Raw genomic sequence first — 15,439 nt, forward strand, 5'->3', positions numbered from 1 at the left:
TCGCGGCCGTCGTTATTGTGGTGGTCTCGGTGCTGGCTGTGTTGGCCACGTTGGTGGTGCCGGCCGATCCGGCGAGCGCTGAAACCCCGGCTGAGCGGTGTGCGCGTGAGACGGCTGCCTACAACAGTGCGTGGGCGCAGACCTGGGCGGCATCCAATGGGCGTCCGGCCTCAGAAGCCCCGCCACCGCCGGTTCCGTACGTCTGTCACGATCCGGGTCCGACGACGACCACGACCTCGCTGCCCCCGGTGGTGACTGCGCCGACGGTTCCGAGCGACACCAACGTGCCGGAGGGGCCGGGTCCCAACATGGGAGCGCACGCGCCCACTGACATCCCCGAGGCCGGACAGACCCCAATCGTGCGAGTACCTGGTCAAAGTGGCGGGTCGGTCAGCGAGCGGGAGGGACGTGCGCCGTCGAACCATGGTGATCAACCCGCGGTCCCCTCCGTACCGGTGCCGGCTAGCTGTACTGACCCGGAACGTTAGGTACAGAGTTCGGCGAGTCGACGTGACATAGGGAAGACCTCCGAGTGAGGTGTGGAGCTGTCTAAGAACCGCTCCTCAACCCGGAGGTCTTCATGTCCCACCGTAATTCACCGCTGTCCCCGACTGGCCGGTTGCGTCTGGCTCGGTGTGTTGTGGACGACCGGTGGCCACTGCGCCGCGCAGCTGACCGGTTCAACGTGTCAGTCACCAGAGCTTGTCAAGATGTTTGTGTAAGAACGTGACTCCTGATTTTCTTGTGGTCGGTGGGTTTAGCCGAGGTGCGGTTCGATCCGGTCGGGGTAGGCCAGAGCGAGCTGTCCGAGGGCCTGCTTCCAGTTGGTGACGACCTGTCCCTCGACCAGTCGTCCGAGGGCCTTACGGGGCTGTGACCGCCTGGTCCCGCGTTCTTTGAGGCGTTGAGCGGCTCGTTTGTCTTCGATGTCGCAGATGGCCAGCCACAGCAGTTTGCGGACCGCGATGTCGTTGGGGAAATGTCCGCGGTTCTTGATGACCTTGCGGAGCTGGTAGTTCAGCGACTCGATCGAGTTGGTGGTGTAGATGACTTTGCGCAGCTCGGGCGGGAATGCCAGGAAGGGGATGAACCGATCCCAGGCTCGGTCGAAAGCCATTGCCGCACTCGGATATTTGGCGCCTAGTTCCGAGTCGCGGAAGGCTTCCCACTCGCGGCGGGCGGTCTCGGCATCGAGGGCGGTGTAGATCGGTTTAATCGCCCGAGCGACGTCTTTGCGGTCTTTGTAGTTCACGAACCGCATCGAGTTGCGGATCAGATGCACCACACAGGTTTGCACCGTGGCCAGCGGCCAAGTCGCCTCGATCGCTTCGGGGAATCCGGTGAGCCCGTCACAGCACACGATCAGCACGTCCTTGACGCCGCGGTTGGCCAGATTCGCACACACCCCGGCCCAGAACTTGGCGCCTTCCTCGGCCTGTATCCAGATTCCCAGCACATGCTTGACGCCGGCCATATCGACGCCAATAGCAATGTGGGCGTGCTTATTTCGGACATGGGCGCCGTCTTTGACCTTCACTACCAGGGCGTCAAGGTAGATGACGGGATACAACGGCTCCAGCGGCCGGTTCTGCCATTCATCGACCGCGTCGAGGACCTCGTCGCAGATCTTCGAGATCGTCTCGTGCGAGAGATCGGTGCCGATCGTGGAGGCCAAATGGTGTTGAATGTCGCGCAACGTCATGCCGCCGGCATACAGCGAGATGATGATGTCGTCGAGGCCGCCGAGGCGGCGCGAGCCCTTCGGGACCAGCCGCGGGGTGAACGTGCCGTCACGGTCACGAGGAATGTTCAGCTCGACCGGCCCGGCCTCCGAGGCCACCGTTTTCGGACTCGACCCGTTACGGGCGTTGGGCAACTCCCGCCCGGCCGGATCGCCCTTGGCATAGCCGAGGTGATCGGTCAGCTCGGCCTTCAGACCGCGTTCGAGGGCCAGTTTGATCAGACCTGGGATCAACCCGCCTTCGCCGGTGATCTGGACCTGGCCGGTATCGATCTGGGCGAGCAGCTCATCGACCATGCCCGAGGCCTGTAATGCCTCGGCGACTTCCGCGGTCGAGCGCGGCTCGGCCAGTTCAGGCAACTGCTCGTCGTCGTGGCCCTGCTGCTTGTCGTCTAACGCCATGCTCATAGATCTTCCTCTCACTGATGAGCACCGGACTTACACAGACCATCTGACACCCCCAGTCACCACGGCCAAGCGATGGGCGGATCGCTACCGCGACCACGGGCCGGCCGGAATGGGTGATCGGTCCAGCCGGCCCCGATCGTGTCCGCATCGCAGCAGCCGGCGCCGGGAACGCCGGGTCGTCGGGTTACGCGTCTCCCGCCGCTGGGGGCCAGCCCGGATCGGATACCACCTGGGGTTGAACGTCTCCACGGTGCACCGCATCCTCACCCGCTACGGCTGCCTACGACTGTCGTGGATCGACCCGGCAACCGGGGCGCCGGTACGTGCCCGCCGGCGCGAGATTCGCCGGTACGAACACCAAGCGCCCGGAGACTTGATCCACGTCGACATCAAAAAGCTCGGCAGAATCCCCGACGGCGGTGGACATCGCGTACACGGCCGCGCCCAGGGCACCCGCAACTCCAGTGCCCACCGCGAGCCTGGACGAACCCGCAAAGTTGCTGGCCGCCCCAACCTGGGGTACGCGTATCTGCATCACGCCGTCGACGACCACTCCCGCTACGCCTACTCCGAGATCCTCGCTGATGAGAAGAAGGAAACCGCGACCGCGTTCATGACTCGGGCGTTGGCGCACTTCGCCTCGATCGGTGTCGCCACCGCGCGAGTGATGACCGACAACGGGTCGTGTTACCGGTCCCGCATATTTCGGGACTTGTTGCACGACAACAAGATCAAGCACTAGCGGACCAGACCGTACCGGCCGCAAACCAACGGCAAGGTCGAACGATTCAACCGGACCCTGCAGGAGGAATGGGCCTACGCCCGTCCCTACCTCAGTGAAACCGAACGCGTCGCGGCCTTCCCCGAGTTCCTTCGCATCTACAATCACGAACGCGGCCACACCGCACTCCGAGGCAACTCACCCGCCGACCGCGTACCCAACCTGTCGGGTCAGTACAGCTAGCCCTTCAGCCGTCCGTGACGCAACTCCGGAGGCGGGCCGTAGCGAGAGCGGGCGGTCCACTGGGGTCGAGGAGTCTGAGCAGGAGCCTGCTCGTGCTCGTGTGCCGGGGATACTCACTGACGGACCAGCGGAGCCACCGAGATCGTCTCCGCGCTCGGGGTTGCTTCGTGCACTAGAATTGTTCAGACATGACGCCCAGTTTCGTGAGTGCAAGAGGTACGAAGGCTGGTACTACCTCAACCGCCGAATCTGCGCACAAGTTGACGGCGAGGGGCTCTACGTCGACAGGATCATCATCTGGGGAGAAGGAACCAGGGGCGGCACCACACGCATTCGCTATCACATTCAAGGCCCCGATGGCAGCAACAGCACCGACTTCGAGCAGGACGTGCGTGCGGGATCATTCAGACACGAGATTCCCATCAATTCGTACATGGAGCCTGGGGAGTACAAACTGTGGTTTCAGACGCTCGATGTCAACGGAGATTGGTCCGGGTGGGACTCGGTGGACTGGGAAGTGAAGAGGGCGTGAGTGACGATGAGCGTTAGATCTGTCTTTGTCCGCTGGTCGTGCGTGGGCCTGCTTCTTGGTCTTGTCACGATAGGGATTTGGTATACAACACGTTCCCCTAACGTTGTGCTCGTCCCTCGTGGCGCATCTGGGAGTTCGCTCGGTTTGAACCTCGTCACCGAACCCTTGCTGCTAGCGATCCCTGTCGTGTTTGCTCTCGGTTACGGCCTGGTGGCAGTTCGTCTGGCGGTCCGCAAACCAGCCCGTGGGAGGAACCGCTGGCTGTTACCCGTTGTGTTAGTCATTCCGGTCGTGTGTTGCCTATTGGCTCTACCACAGCACTATGAATTCGTCCCCGCTGGCGAGCCAGGGCACTATCCGCAGTTCCCTGGAGCGGTGGTTGCGATAACGATCCTCGGTGTTGCGTTTGCGGTGTCGGTGATTTCCTGGTCCCGTGACCGAAACAAGAAGATGTCGCACGCGCAGAACGACTAGCTGTGTTTACCCGGGACGTCAGGTACGGGCTACCGTCACCGCTCCCACCATGACACCCGGGTCGGCACCGTTGACGTCGCCATCCCGAAGCTGGTCCCTCCTGAGACCATCCTCGTGGTCACGAGCGACGGAAGCCGATGGTGCCGGTGGGGGATCGATATCGCCCGCGACCTCGATCCGCGCCGGCGACCCCGGTCGACGTCGCCGCGCCGGGGTGATGTCGCGGGCGGCGAGAGTTCGAGTGTGGGGAGCTTCGTTCACCGGCCCTTCGCGGCTCGTCGTCTCGCTCCGCGTCCCTCGGCGCCACGTCTAGGCGATGAAGCCCTCTGCCTTCAGCCAGTCGTAGGCGACGTCGGCCGGGTCCTCGCCATCGATGTCGACGCGGCCGTTGAGCTCCTGCATGAGCTCGTCGGTGAGCTTCTTCGACACCGGCGCCAGCAACTCGGCGATCTCCGGTGACTTCTCGTTGAGACTCGAGCTGATGACCGCGCAGCCGCTGTAGGGCAGGAAGAACTTGCGGTCGTCCTCCAGCACCACCAGGTCGAGGTTCTTGATGCGGCCGTCGGTGGAGTAGACCATGCCGAAGTTGCACGGTGCGCTGCGGGCGGTGGAGGTGTAGACGACGCCCGAATCCATGGTCGTCACATTGCCTTTCGGCACGCCGTCGGGGCTGCCGAGGGGGATGCCGTAGGCCTCGAGCATCGGCACCATGCCGTCGGCGCGGCTCAGGAATTCGTCGTTGATGCAGAACGTCCGTTCGGACACGGGCAGTTTCGCGATGTCCGACATCGTCTTCACCCCGAGTCGCTGCGCGGTCGGAGACGACGCGGCGAACGCGTAGGTGTTGTTGAACGACGCGGGCTCGAGCCACTCCACGCCGTTGGCGCGGTCGGCGTCGCGGACGCGTCGCCACAGCTCGTCCGGGTCGGAGATCGTGTCGGTCTCGCCGAGATACGTCTGCCACGCCGTACCCGTGTACTCCCACAGGATGTCGGCGTCGCCGTTGAGTTGCGCCTGACGCGACGACATCGAACCCGGTGCGTTGGTCAGGTCCTCGACCGCTGCTCCCGCCGCGGCGAGGTAGGTCGCGGTGATCTTGCCGAGCAGCACGGACTCGGTGAAGTTCTTCGAGGTGACGCGAACCTTGGTGCCCTCCAACGGATTCGAGCCGTCGGCCAGGAAGGCCTCCCGGAACGCACCCGACGAGCTGACGAGCCCGCACGCGGCGAGGATCACCGCCAGCAGCGTCGTCAGTGCCACGGTCGCGGTCGATCTCCCGCGCCGCGCGATCATGCGACACCTCGCGGCGTCGCGGCCAGTTCGACGAGGCGTCCGAGCCAGTCGATCGTCATCGCCAGCAGCGCGACGAGGATAGCGCCGGCGACGAGCAGCTTGGGCAGGAACAGGGTGATCCCGGTGGTGATGAGCGTGCCGAGGCTCGTGGCCCCGATGAAGGTGCTCAGCGTCGCGGTGCCGACGAGGATCACGAGCGCGGTGCGCACGCCGTTGAGGATGACCGGGACGGCCAGCGGCAACTCGACCTGGAGAAGCGTTCGGAAACCGGAGAAGCCGATGCCGCGCGCCGCCTCGACCGTGCGCTGGTCGACCTGCCGCAACCCGACGATCGTGTTCTGGAGGATCGGCAGCACCGCGTACACGACGAGGCCGACCACCGCGGTGTTGAACCCGGTGCCGAGCCAGAACGTGAAGAGCACCAGCAGGCCGATGGCCGGTGCGGCTTGCCCGATGTTGGCGATGTTCACCGCGATCGGGTTGAGCCACCGCAGGGACGGGCGCGTGAGCGCGATCCCGAGCGGGATGGCGATACACACCACGATCACCGTCGCGACCAGGGTCAGCCGGATGTGGTCGAGGATCGTCGATCTCAACGCCGGCCAGGCCATCGACGCGCTCTCGGTCGCCGTGAAATCGGTGTTCTGATACCAGATCACGAAACCGACGCCCACGACGAGGATGACCAGGGGCTCGAACCAGACGTCGATCGGCACCTTGGCGAGTCGGCGCCGGAAGCCGCTGCGGGCAGGTGCTGCCGACGCGGTGGTCTCGCCGGCCCCGGCGGCGAGGGAGGTCATCGCGGCCCCGTCTCGTCGGCCGTCTCGTCGGCCGTCTCGTCGGCCGGCTCGTCGTCGGCTGCGACTACCGGCGTCTCGACCGGCGCCGTGCCCTCGGTGTGCTCGACATATCCGACGGTGTCGTCGTCGCGGACATCGGCGAGCTGGCCGCGGATCTTCTCCATCACCGAGGCGATGGTCAACGCGCCGACCACCGCGCCGTGCCCGTCGGTGACGAGGACGCCGCCCTGACTGGTGGCGAGCATCGAGTCGAGCGCGTCGTTGAGGGTCGACGACTGGGCCACGACGGGCAGTCGCGGGTCGAGGTAGTCCGACACCTCGGGCTTGGTCGAGACCTCGTCGATGGTCGGCCACGACCGCGGGCGGCCGTGCGCGTCGACGACGACCAGCCAGTCCTCGCCGGCGGCCTTCGTGCGTGCGATGACCGAGCCGGATGCCTCGCCGACGCGCGCGGTGACCACCGGCTTGATCTCGACGTCGCGGACCCGGGTCAGCGTCAGATGCGCCAGCGTCGCCCCGGAACCGACGAACTCCTCGACGAACGGCGTGGCCGGGTTGGCGAGGATCTCCTCCGGCGGCGCGTACTGCTCGACGTGTCCGCCCTCAGAGAGGATGAGGACCTTGTCGCCGAGCTTGGTGGCCTCCTCGAAGTCGTGGGTGACGATGACGATCGTCTTGCCGAGCTCCTGCTGGATCGCGATCAGCTTGTCCTGCAGGCGGGCCCGGGTGATCGGGTCGACCGCGCCGAAGGGTTCGTCCATCAGCAGCACCGGCGGGTCGGCGGCCAGCGCGCGGGCGACACCCACACGCTGCTGCTGGCCGCCGGACATGTCCTTGGGTAGCCGGTCGGCGAAGACCGCGGGGTCGAGACCGACCAGGTCGAGTAGGTATTCGGTGCGTTGGTCGATGCGCTTCTTGTCCCACTTGAGCATTCGCGGGACCGCGCCGATGTTCTTGCGCACCGGCCAGTGCGGGAACAGTCCGCCGGACTGGATGACGTAGCCGATCGACTGGCGGAGCCTGTCGGGGTTCTCCTCGGTCACGTCCCGGCCGCCGATGTAGATCCGGCCCTCGGTGGGCTCGATCAGCCGGTTGATCATCTTGAGCGTGGTGGTCTTGCCACAGCCGGACGGTCCGACGAAGGCGACGATGTCGCCGGCCTCGATCTCGAGATCGAGCTTCGCGACGGCGGGCTTCGGTTGGCCCCGGTAGCGCTTGACGACTCCGTCGAGCCGGATCGACTCGCCTGTCACGACCCGGTCGGAACGCTGCGAGGATGCCTGGGCGGTCGTCGTTTTCGACGTCGGGGCAGTGGTGGAGTCGGTCATGAGAGTCCCTTGGAGATGGTGAGCCGGCCGAGCAGTACCAGGAGGGCGTCGAAGACGAGCGCGATGATGACGATGAGAATGGTTCCGGTGAGCGCGGATTCGAGTGCGTTGGCGCCGCCGAGGCGGGCGAGGCCGTTGAAGATCAGCGATCCCAGGCCGGGTCCGAGGACGTAGGCGACGATCGCGGCCACACCGACGATCATCTGCGTGGACACGCGGATCCCGGTGAGGATCACCGGCCACGCGATGGGCAGTTCGACGGTGAGCAGGATGCGCCAGCGCGGAAGTCCGATCCCCCGTGCGGATTCGACCACCGCCGGCGGCACCGAGCGCAGGCCGACCACCGCGTTGCCGATGACCGGCAGCATCGCGAAGAACGCGAGCATGAGAAACGACGGGGTGACCCCGAGCCCGAACGGGACGATCAGCAACGCGAGCAGGGCCAGCGACGGAATCGTCAGTGCCACACGACTCGACGTCAGCGTCAGCGCGCTCACCAGCGGAAGCCGGTACACCAGCGCCGCGATCACGATGGCGGCGAGGGTGCCGACGAGCACGGTCTGAAACGACAGCGAGGCGTGCTGATACGTCAAGAACGTGAGGGAACGAGCGTTGTTCCCGATGTAGTCCCACAGCTGCACGATCGTTTCCCATCCCCAGGTGGCATATCCGACATTACGCATCGGCGAGTAGGGGAGGGCACATTTCGGCGCGGGCGTGTGTCATTTCGCTCATGCCGGGTCCATCGGTTGCGCGATCCGCGGAGTCGGCACGATTCGGCACCCACCGGCCACCTGCGACGACCGCGAACGGTGTCATCCTGGATGGGTGAGCGAGACCGTCACCGACCACGAGAACACCGGCCCCGGCGCAGAGCCCGACGATCGGGCGCTGCTCGCCGAAGCGGTCCGGTCCTGGACCCGGATCGTCGCCTGGGTGCTGACCGTCGGCGGCCTGGTCGCGTTCATCGCGTCGTTCACGCTCACCGTGGAGAAGATCGAGCTCTTCAAGAACCCCGACTACATCCCGTCGTGCAACTTCAGTCCCGTGCTCAGCTGCGGGTCGGTCATGGCGACGCCGCAGGCAGGGGTGTTCGGGTTCCCCAACCCGCTGCTGGGCATCGCCGGGTTCGCGGTGGTGATCACCACCGGCGTCGCGATCCTCGCCGGCGCACGCCTCGCCGGCTGGTACTGGGCCGGATTGCAGATCGGCGTCACGTTGGCGATGGCGTTCGTGTGCTGGCTGATCTACACCAGCCTCTACACGATCGGCGCGCTCTGCCCCTATTGCATGGTCGTGTGGGCGATGACCCTGCCGATCTTCGTCTTCGTCAGCGTCCGCAACCTCCACGCGAGCGGTCTCACCTCGCGGTCCGGGCTCGCGCTCGCGGTGGCCCGCAGTCATGCCCTCGTCCTCGTCGGCGTCGTCGCGGTCGTCATCGTCCTCATCGCGGTGCGGTTCTGGGACTACTGGTCGAGCCTGTACTGAGCGCGCGCCGCGGGTTCGTGGCGCATTATTCGTGATTCCGGCGCGTCCCGTCCTAGGCTGGGCGAATGACGATCGGACGTCCGACGGAGGGATCGGCCGAGGTACAGCGCGCGCCTCGGGCCCGCATGACCGGCGCCCAGCGGCGGTTGCAGCTGATCGAGGTGGCCCGCGGGCTCTTCGCCGAGCGCGGGTTCGAGGGAACCTCCATCGAGGAGATCGCCCAGCGCGCGGGAGTGTCCAAGCCGATCGTCTACGAGCACTTCGGCGGCAAGGAAGGCCTCTACGCGGTCGTCGTCGACCGCGAGATGGAGACCCTCCTGGAGATGATCACCGCCTCGCTGACCAGGAACCGCTCGCTGTACCGCATCCAGCAGGTGGCCCTTGCGCTGCTGACCTACATGGAGGAGCGCACCGACGGCTTCCGCATCCTCGTTCGCGGCGCATCCACCGCGTCGAGCAACGAGAACGCCACCTACTCGAGTCTGCTCAACGACGCCGTGAGCCAGGTTGAGCACATCCTGGCCGGCGACTTCGAACGGCGCGGCTTCGACCCGGCGCTCGCGCCGCTGTACGCGCAGGCGCTCGTCGGCATGGTGTCGGTGACCGCGCAGTGGTGGCTCGACGTCCGCGAGCCGTCCAAGGAGGTCGTGGCCGCGCACCTGGTCAACCTGTGCTGGAACGGACTGACCAGGCTGGATCCCGACCCGAGGCTCGTCGGCCCGGATTACGTCGACCCGGTGGAGCGGACCACCGCGGACGACGCCGACCGGTAGCCCGAACGGCGCGGTCCGGGCTTGCGCCGCGGGGGCGGGCTCAGCTCAACACCAGGCTCCGCTTGGACAATCCCATCCAGAACCCGTCGATGACCTGATCGGGGCGCTGCTCGGCGTCGTCGGAGGCGCCGAGTGCGACGAACAGCGGCGCGAAGTGCTCGACCGTGGGATGGGCGAAGGGCATGCCGGGTGCGGTCTCTCGGAACCTGACGAGCGATTCCACGTCCCCGGCCTCGAGTCGTTCCCGCGCCCAGGCGTCGAACTCCGCCGACCAGCCCGGGGGAGTGGCCTCGGGACGCCAGTCCCGCAGGAACGGCAGGCCGTGCGTGGTGAAGCCGGAGCCGATGATCAGCACGCCCTCGTCGCGCAGCGGGCGCAGGCGCCGACCGAGCTCGAGTAGGCGCTCGGGGTCGAGTGTGGGCAGCGAGATCTGCAGCACGGGCACGTCGGCGTCGGGGTACATGACCGTCAGGGGCACGTAGGCGCCGTGGTCGAGGCGGCGCCGCGGATCGTGGGCGATCGGCTCGCCGTCGGGCATCAGGGCCGCCACGCGTCGCGCGAGGTCGGGGGCGCCGGGCGAGGGGTAGAGGACCCGGTAGTACTTCTCGGGGAAGCCGCCGAAGTCGTAGGTGAGCGGGGTCCGCGAGTCGGTGGAGCCGATCGTCAGGGGAGCGGCCTCCCAGTGTGCGGAGACGACGAGGATCGCGGTCGGCCTCGCCAGGGTGCTGGCGAGAGTCTGCAGCTGGCCGACCCAGGTCGGGTCGTCCACCAGGGGCGGAGCCCCGTGGGAGAGGAACAGCGCGGGTTGGCGCGTCGGGATGCTGGTCATACCCGATTCTAACCGGACTGCGGTCCGTTTTGTTCCGGTCGGGTCTCCGCGCCGGACCGTCGGGCGGGTGTGGCCGAAGCGCCGCGACCTGCGCCCGATGCCGTTTCGACAAACGCTGCACGAGCGCGGAGCGGCGGAGAACGGAGGCACTGACCGCGTGGAGACGATCGCCATCTACCTCGTCGTCATCTTCGGATGCGGGTTCCTCGCGCGCCTGATCAAACTGCCCACCCTCGTCGGCTACCTGGCGGCCGGCTTCATCCTGCACGCGCCCGGCATCGAGGAGCTGCCGATCATCGACGCCTTCGCCGAACTGGGCGTGACGATCCTGCTGTTCACCATCGGCCTCAAGCTCGACGTGCGGATGCTGTTCCGGCGCGAGGTGTTCCTCACCACCGCGGTCAACCTGCTGGTGATCCTCGGTCTCACCACCGGATTCCTCGGGCTCCTCGCCGCGATCGGCTTCGGCACGATCGCCGGGGAGGGCTGGAAGACGTTGGCGCTCCTCGGTTTCGCGCTGTCGTTCTCCAGCACGGTGTTCGTGGTGCAGGTCCTCGACGAGCGCTCCGAATCGCATTCGCTCTACGGGCGCATCGCGATCGGCATCCTCGTGCTGCAGGACGTCGTCGCGGTCGGTTACCTGACCGCCATGCGCGGCGAGCCGCCGAGCCTCTGGGCGTTCGCGCTCATCCTGCTGATCCCCGGCGCCTGGATCGTCCAGAAACTCTGGAATCGCCTCGGGCACGGCGAACTCCAGGCGCTGTTCGGCGTCACGATGGCGTTCGTCCCCGGCTACTGGCTGTTCGAGACGGTCGGCATCAAGGGCGACTTCGGGGCGATGATCGTCGGCCTGCTCCTGGCATCCCACCCGCGGGCGGCCGAGTTGTCGCGCACCCTCTTCGGGTTGCGCGAGCTGTTGCTGGTCGGATTCTTCGTCTCGATCGGCCTGCACGTCACCCCGACCTTCGAGACCGTCGCGCTCGGCCTGATCCTGGTCGTCCTGCTCCCGATCGAGGCGGCGCTGTTCACCTTCCTGCTGGCGATGTTCGGGTTGCGCAGGCGCACCTCGATCCTCGCCGGTCTCGCCCTGGCGAACTTCTCCGAGTTCGGTCTCATCGTGATCTCCACCGGTGTCGACGCCGACCTCGTCGGCGAGGACTGGCTCGTGGTGATCTCGGTCGCGGTGGCGGCGAGCTTCGTGGTGTCCACTCTCGTCAACCGGCGCGGTTCCCGCTGGGTCGCGCGCCTGTCGGCGTTCGTGCCCACCACGGCCGCCGCCCGCGCCCACCCCGACGACGCGCCGATCGACCTCTCGGAGGCACGCGCGATGGTCCTCGGCCTGGGCCGGGTCGGCAGTTCTGCGTACCGGCGCCTGGTCGACGAGTACGGCCTCGAGGTCATCGGGGTGGAGAACGACCCGATCAAGGTCGCCGACCTCCGTGAACGGGGCTTCGACGTCATCGAGGCCGACGCCACCGAGACCGACTTCTGGGAACGCTGCGTCGGTGTCGACGGGCTGGAGCTGCTGGTGCTCGCGATGCCCTTCCACGGCTCCAATCTGATCGCGCTCGACCGGCTCGAGCGGCGACAGTTCGACGGGTCGGTCGCCGTCGTCGCGCAGTACGACGACGAGCGCGAGGAACTCCTGCGGCGGGGCGCCGATGTGGCGTTCCACATCTACGAGGGCACCGGGGTCGGTTTGGCCGACGCCGCAGCCGAGGTCGCCGGACTCCAGCGGTGAGCCGGCCTCAGCCGTCGGACCAGAGGTCCTTCTGCATGTAGACGCAGTCGATCCACTGCCCGGCCTTCTGTCCGATCGAGCGCAACCTGCCCACCTCGGCGAAACCGAAACGGGAATGCAGTGCGATCGAACCCTCGCCGCCGGTGGCCGCGATGACCGCGACGATCTGCCGGACGTTCTCCCGGTCGGCGCGCCCGAGCATGCCCGACATCAGCGCCGACCCGATGCCGCGTCCGCCGTAGCCGGGTCGGACGTAGATGGAGTCCTCGGTGGACCAGTCGTAGGCGGGCATCGTGCGAAACGTCCCGAGATACGCATAGCCGACCACGTGCTCGCCGCTCTCGGCCGGCAGGGTGGCGACCAGGAAGGGGCGGCCGGCGTCCCGGATCGTGCGGTACTTCACCAGCCAGGCGGTGTGGGAGGGGACCACGTAGTCGAAGGTCGCGGCCGTGTTCTCCACGTAGTGGCGGTAGATGTCGGCGACGCCGGCGAGATCGTCCTCGGTCGCGTCGCGCACCGTCACCCGCTCGCCTGTCTGGGCTGCCTGCATGACCCCAGACAATAGCGGCGGGCGCCGGTCACCTCTCTACTACTGCCGGTAGTACCAGGGAGTAGGCTGGAGGCCATGCGTGGGGCGTCCGATCCGGCCGGCCGACTTGTGCGCGTGCACTGGTCGGCCGGCGCCGCCATGGCGTCGGCCTCGCTGAGCATCGGAGCGCATGCGCTCGCCGGCGGGGGGCTGCCGACCACTGCGCAGGTGATGCTCGTCATCGCGGTCAGCGCCGGTGTCGGCCCGGCCTTGGGTGCCGTCGGCCACATCCGCAGCAGGTCCGCCGAGATCGCCTCGGTCGGTTCGGCCCTCGCCGTCGCGCAGGTGCTCGGCCATCTCGCGATGCACTCGGGCGGTCACCACGCGGCGACGCCGTTGGTGCCCGGCCCGACCATGCTCGTCCTCCACGCCGCGGCGCTGCTGACTGCCGCGGTGCTGCTCGTCGGCGGCCAGGAATGCGCCCGCCGCATCGGATCGCGCATCCTCGCCTCGGCGTCGCGTCGATCGCTGCCGGTCCTCGGCGGCGCACCCGTGGTCGCGGGCGCCGAAATCGTGCTGCGGACCCGGTTCCGCCTCTCGGGTATCGGTACGCGAGGTCCACCGGTCGTCTCGGCCTGACCCCGTATCTCTTCCTTCCTCCCGCCGGCGACGCACCGCGTGCCGGTGGTGACCCACGCATCCGAAAAGGCGAAACGCTCATGCGCACAACTTCATTCATCACCCGTGCCCGCCGTCCGCTGGCCATCCTGGCGGCCTTGGCGCTGCCCCTGGCGGCGACCGCGTGCTCCGACGACACGGAGGCCACGCAGGCCGAGTCGGTGACCATCAGCGACCAATGGATCAAGGCGACCGACAAGGACATGACCGGTGTGTTCGGCAAGCTGACCAACACCTCCGGTGAGGAGGTGACCCTCGTCGGCGGGAAGACCGGCGTCGCCGGACGCGTCGAGGTGCACGAGATGGCGATGAACGCCGACGGCACGATGGCGATGCGGCAGGTGGACGGCGGCCTGAAGATCCCGGCCGGCGACACCGCCGACCTCGAGCCCGGCGGAAACCACATCATGTTGATGGACCTGAAGGGGCCCATCCTGGCCGGCGAGGCCATCACCGTCACGCTGCGCTTCGGCGACGGTTCCCAGAAGGACCTCGTGGCCGATGCCCGGGACTTCCGCGGCGCCAACGAGGAGTACGCGCCGGGCCACGGCTCGGGCGGTTCCAATGACGGATGACGATCGCGATCACCGGGAACGGGGAAAGCGCGGCCGGGGTCCGGCACTCTCGCGACGCAGCCTGATCGCAGGCGTCGCGGGCGCGGCCGGCCTCGGCGTCGGCGCCACCGCGATCGCGCGTTCGGCGCAGAGCGCCGGGGCGAGTGTGCACGGCGGCGACGTCATCGAGTTCTACGGCGAGCACCAGGCCGGGGTGACCACCCCGCCCACCGCGCACGTCAATTACATCGGGTTCGATCTCGCGGCGGATTCGGAGCGGCAGGCGCGGGAGGCGCTCGCCGGGATACTCCGCGTCTGGACCGAGGACGCCGCCAGGCTCACGAGGGGTGCTCCGGCACTGGCCGACAGCGAACCGGAACTCGCCCGCGTGCCGGCCCGGCTGACCGTCACGGTGGGCCTCGGACCCGGCTCCTTCACGAGGACCGGACTCGAGGGCCGGCGGCCCCGGTGGCTGCATCCGCTTCCCGCGTATCCCATCGACCGGCTCGACGAGCGGCGCTGGCCGCAGACCGACCTGCTGTTGCAGATCTGCTCCGACGATCCGATCACCGTGGCGCACGCGACCCGTGTGCTGACGTCCAACGTCGCCGGGCGGATCCGTCTGCGCTGGGTGCAGCGCGGGTTCCGCAACGCGCGCGGCAGCCAGGACGAGAAAGTGACGATGCGCAACCTGATGGGGCAGGTCGACGGGACGGTCAACCTCGGTCCCGGCGACTTCGACACGCTCGTCTGGGACGACGGTGGCGAGCAGCCGTGGTTCGCGGGCGGGACGTCGATGGTGCTGCGGCGGATCGCCATGGACCTCGACCGATGGCAGGAGCTCGATCCGGCCAGCCAGGAGCTGACGGTCGGTCGGCGCCTCTCCGACGGGGCGCCGCTGAGCGGGGGAGGCGAACACGACGACCCCGACTTCGACAAGCTCGTCGACGGGCTGCCCGCGATCCCGGCGTCGTCGCACATCGCCCGCGCCCGCCACCGGACGCCGGCCGAGCAGTTCCTGCGTCGCGGCTACAACTACGACGACCCGCCCGAGCCCGGACCCGACGGCGTGCTGCCGATATCGAACAGCGGGCTGCTGTTCGCCGCCTACCAGCGCGACGTCGACACCCAGTTCGCGCCGGTGCAGGCCCGTCTGGCCGAGCACGACGCGCTGAACGAGTGGACGACGCCCATCGGGTCCGGGGTCTACGCGATCCTGCCCGGCGCGCGTCGGGGGCAGGTCCTGGGGCAGAGCCTGCTGGCGTGAACGACCGGCGTGCGGCGACGCCGGGCAGGGCACATACAAT

At 67.6% G+C, this 15,439-nt stretch carries 13 protein-coding genes and 2 pseudogenes; 8 read left to right on the forward strand and 7 right to left on the reverse strand.

Going from position 1 to position 15,439, the window contains the following annotated elements; all coding sequences use genetic code 11:
* Window positions 1-580: 580 nt before the first annotated feature.
* Window positions 581-703, forward strand: a pseudogene (locus E1P53_RS18555) (IS481 family transposase); the annotation flags it as partial.
* Between the two features lie 54 nt (window positions 704-757).
* On the opposite strand, the gene E1P53_RS18560 reads toward E1P53_RS18555, so the two are convergent.
* The gene (locus E1P53_RS18560) at window positions 758-2,149 is read right to left on the reverse strand and encodes an IS256 family transposase (RefSeq protein WP_131733218.1); all 1,392 of its coding nucleotides are present in this window, start codon (window positions 2,147-2,149) and stop codon (window positions 758-760) included.
* On the opposite strand from E1P53_RS18560, the pseudogene E1P53_RS18565 reads away from it, so the two are divergent.
* Window positions 2,142-3,113: pseudogene (locus E1P53_RS18565) on the forward strand (IS481 family transposase). The gene E1P53_RS18560 and the pseudogene E1P53_RS18565 sit on opposite strands and share 8 nt — an antisense overlap.
* Before the next feature lie 1,315 nt (window positions 3,114-4,428).
* Here the strand turns inward: E1P53_RS18565 and E1P53_RS18575 are convergent.
* The 4 genes from E1P53_RS18575 to E1P53_RS18590 are packed head-to-tail and all read right to left on the reverse strand — an operon-like array spanning window position 4,429 to window position 8,223.
* The gene (locus tag E1P53_RS18575; protein WP_131735137.1) at window positions 4,429-5,412 is read right to left on the reverse strand and encodes a glycine betaine ABC transporter substrate-binding protein; all 984 of its coding nucleotides are present in this window, start codon (window positions 5,410-5,412) and stop codon (window positions 4,429-4,431) included.
* A complete protein-coding gene (locus E1P53_RS18580; RefSeq protein WP_109237116.1) occupies window positions 5,409-6,212 on the reverse strand; it encodes an ABC transporter permease in 804 nt (267 codons plus the stop codon). The genes E1P53_RS18575 and E1P53_RS18580 overlap by 4 nt, the downstream gene beginning before the upstream one ends.
* Complete coding sequence (locus tag E1P53_RS18585) at window positions 6,209-7,540, reverse strand: ABC transporter ATP-binding protein (protein ID WP_131735138.1); 1,332 nt, start codon at window positions 7,538-7,540, stop codon at window positions 6,209-6,211. The genes E1P53_RS18580 and E1P53_RS18585 overlap by 4 nt, the downstream gene beginning before the upstream one ends.
* Window positions 7,537-8,223, reverse strand: coding sequence for an ABC transporter permease (locus tag E1P53_RS18590; protein WP_006900487.1), 687 nt, complete (start codon window positions 8,221-8,223; stop codon window positions 7,537-7,539). Before E1P53_RS18590 ends, E1P53_RS18585 begins: the two co-directional genes overlap by 4 nt.
* A gap of 145 nt (window positions 8,224-8,368) precedes the next feature.
* Between E1P53_RS18590 and E1P53_RS18595 the strand changes: the two genes are divergently transcribed.
* A complete protein-coding gene (locus E1P53_RS18595) occupies window positions 8,369-9,028 on the forward strand; it encodes a vitamin K epoxide reductase family protein (protein ID WP_131735139.1) in 660 nt (219 codons plus the stop codon).
* Window positions 9,029-9,093: 65 nt separating this feature from the next.
* Complete coding sequence (locus E1P53_RS18600) at window positions 9,094-9,801, forward strand: TetR/AcrR family transcriptional regulator (protein WP_006900489.1); 708 nt, start codon at window positions 9,094-9,096, stop codon at window positions 9,799-9,801.
* A gap of 40 nt (window positions 9,802-9,841) precedes the next feature.
* Here E1P53_RS18600 and E1P53_RS18605 read toward each other — a convergent pair whose 3' ends face one another.
* A complete protein-coding gene (locus E1P53_RS18605) occupies window positions 9,842-10,630 on the reverse strand; it encodes a dioxygenase family protein (protein WP_131735140.1) in 789 nt (262 codons plus the stop codon).
* Between the two features lie 157 nt (window positions 10,631-10,787).
* Here E1P53_RS18605 and E1P53_RS18610 point away from each other — a divergent pair, with 157 nt between their 5' ends.
* Complete coding sequence (locus tag E1P53_RS18610; protein WP_006900491.1) at window positions 10,788-12,371, forward strand: cation:proton antiporter domain-containing protein; 1,584 nt, start codon at window positions 10,788-10,790, stop codon at window positions 12,369-12,371.
* Between the two features lie 7 nt (window positions 12,372-12,378).
* Here the strand turns inward: E1P53_RS18610 and E1P53_RS18615 are convergent, their stop codons facing one another.
* On the reverse strand, window positions 12,379-12,921 hold the full coding sequence (locus E1P53_RS18615) for a GNAT family N-acetyltransferase (protein ID WP_109237111.1): 543 nt from the start codon (window positions 12,919-12,921) through the stop codon (window positions 12,379-12,381).
* Between the two features lie 75 nt (window positions 12,922-12,996).
* Here E1P53_RS18615 and E1P53_RS18620 point away from each other — a divergent pair, with 75 nt between their 5' ends.
* The 3 genes from E1P53_RS18620 to E1P53_RS18630 all read left to right on the forward strand — a co-directional run bounded on the left by E1P53_RS18620 (window position 12,997) and on the right by E1P53_RS18630 (window position 15,399).
* Window positions 12,997-13,539, forward strand: coding sequence for a hypothetical protein (locus E1P53_RS18620; protein ID WP_006900493.1), 543 nt, complete (start codon window positions 12,997-12,999; stop codon window positions 13,537-13,539).
* A gap of 80 nt (window positions 13,540-13,619) precedes the next feature.
* Window positions 13,620-14,153 carry a copper chaperone PCu(A)C gene (locus E1P53_RS18625; protein ID WP_006900494.1) on the forward strand — a complete coding sequence of 178 codons (534 nt, stop codon included), beginning with the start codon at window positions 13,620-13,622 and terminating at the stop codon, window positions 14,151-14,153.
* Entirely contained in the window at window positions 14,143-15,399 is a 1,257-nt protein-coding gene (locus E1P53_RS18630; protein WP_131735141.1) for a Dyp-type peroxidase, read from the forward strand. The genes E1P53_RS18625 and E1P53_RS18630 overlap by 11 nt, the downstream gene beginning before the upstream one ends.
* Window positions 15,400-15,439: the final 40 nt, after the last annotated feature.

This window comes from Gordonia paraffinivorans (assembly GCF_900683595.1).
Taxonomy (GTDB): domain Bacteria; phylum Actinomycetota; class Actinomycetes; order Mycobacteriales; family Mycobacteriaceae; genus Gordonia; species Gordonia paraffinivorans.

Coding starts and splice junctions, on each gene's coding strand:
- E1P53_RS18560 (WP_131733218.1), bottom strand. CDS start 2,149: ATGAGCATGGCGTTAGACGACAAGCAGCAGGGCCACGACGACGAGCAG.
- E1P53_RS18575 (WP_131735137.1), bottom strand. CDS start 5,412: ATGATCGCGCGGCGCGGGAGATCGACCGCGACCGTGGCACTGACGACG.
- E1P53_RS18580 (WP_109237116.1), bottom strand. CDS start 6,212: ATGACCTCCCTCGCCGCCGGGGCCGGCGAGACCACCGCGTCGGCAGCA.
- E1P53_RS18585 (WP_131735138.1), bottom strand. CDS start 7,540: ATGACCGACTCCACCACTGCCCCGACGTCGAAAACGACGACCGCCCAG.
- E1P53_RS18590 (WP_006900487.1), bottom strand. CDS start 8,223: ATGCGTAATGTCGGATATGCCACCTGGGGATGGGAAACGATCGTGCAG.
- E1P53_RS18600 (WP_006900489.1), top strand. CDS start 9,094: ATGACGATCGGACGTCCGACGGAGGGATCGGCCGAGGTACAGCGCGCG.
- E1P53_RS18605 (WP_131735140.1), bottom strand. CDS start 10,630: ATGACCAGCATCCCGACGCGCCAACCCGCGCTGTTCCTCTCCCACGGG.
- E1P53_RS18615 (WP_109237111.1), bottom strand. CDS start 12,921: ATGCAGGCAGCCCAGACAGGCGAGCGGGTGACGGTGCGCGACGCGACC.
- E1P53_RS18620 (WP_006900493.1), top strand. CDS start 12,997: ATGCGTGGGGCGTCCGATCCGGCCGGCCGACTTGTGCGCGTGCACTGG.
- E1P53_RS18625 (WP_006900494.1), top strand. CDS start 13,620: ATGCGCACAACTTCATTCATCACCCGTGCCCGCCGTCCGCTGGCCATC.
- E1P53_RS18630 (WP_131735141.1), top strand. CDS start 14,143: ATGACGGATGACGATCGCGATCACCGGGAACGGGGAAAGCGCGGCCGG.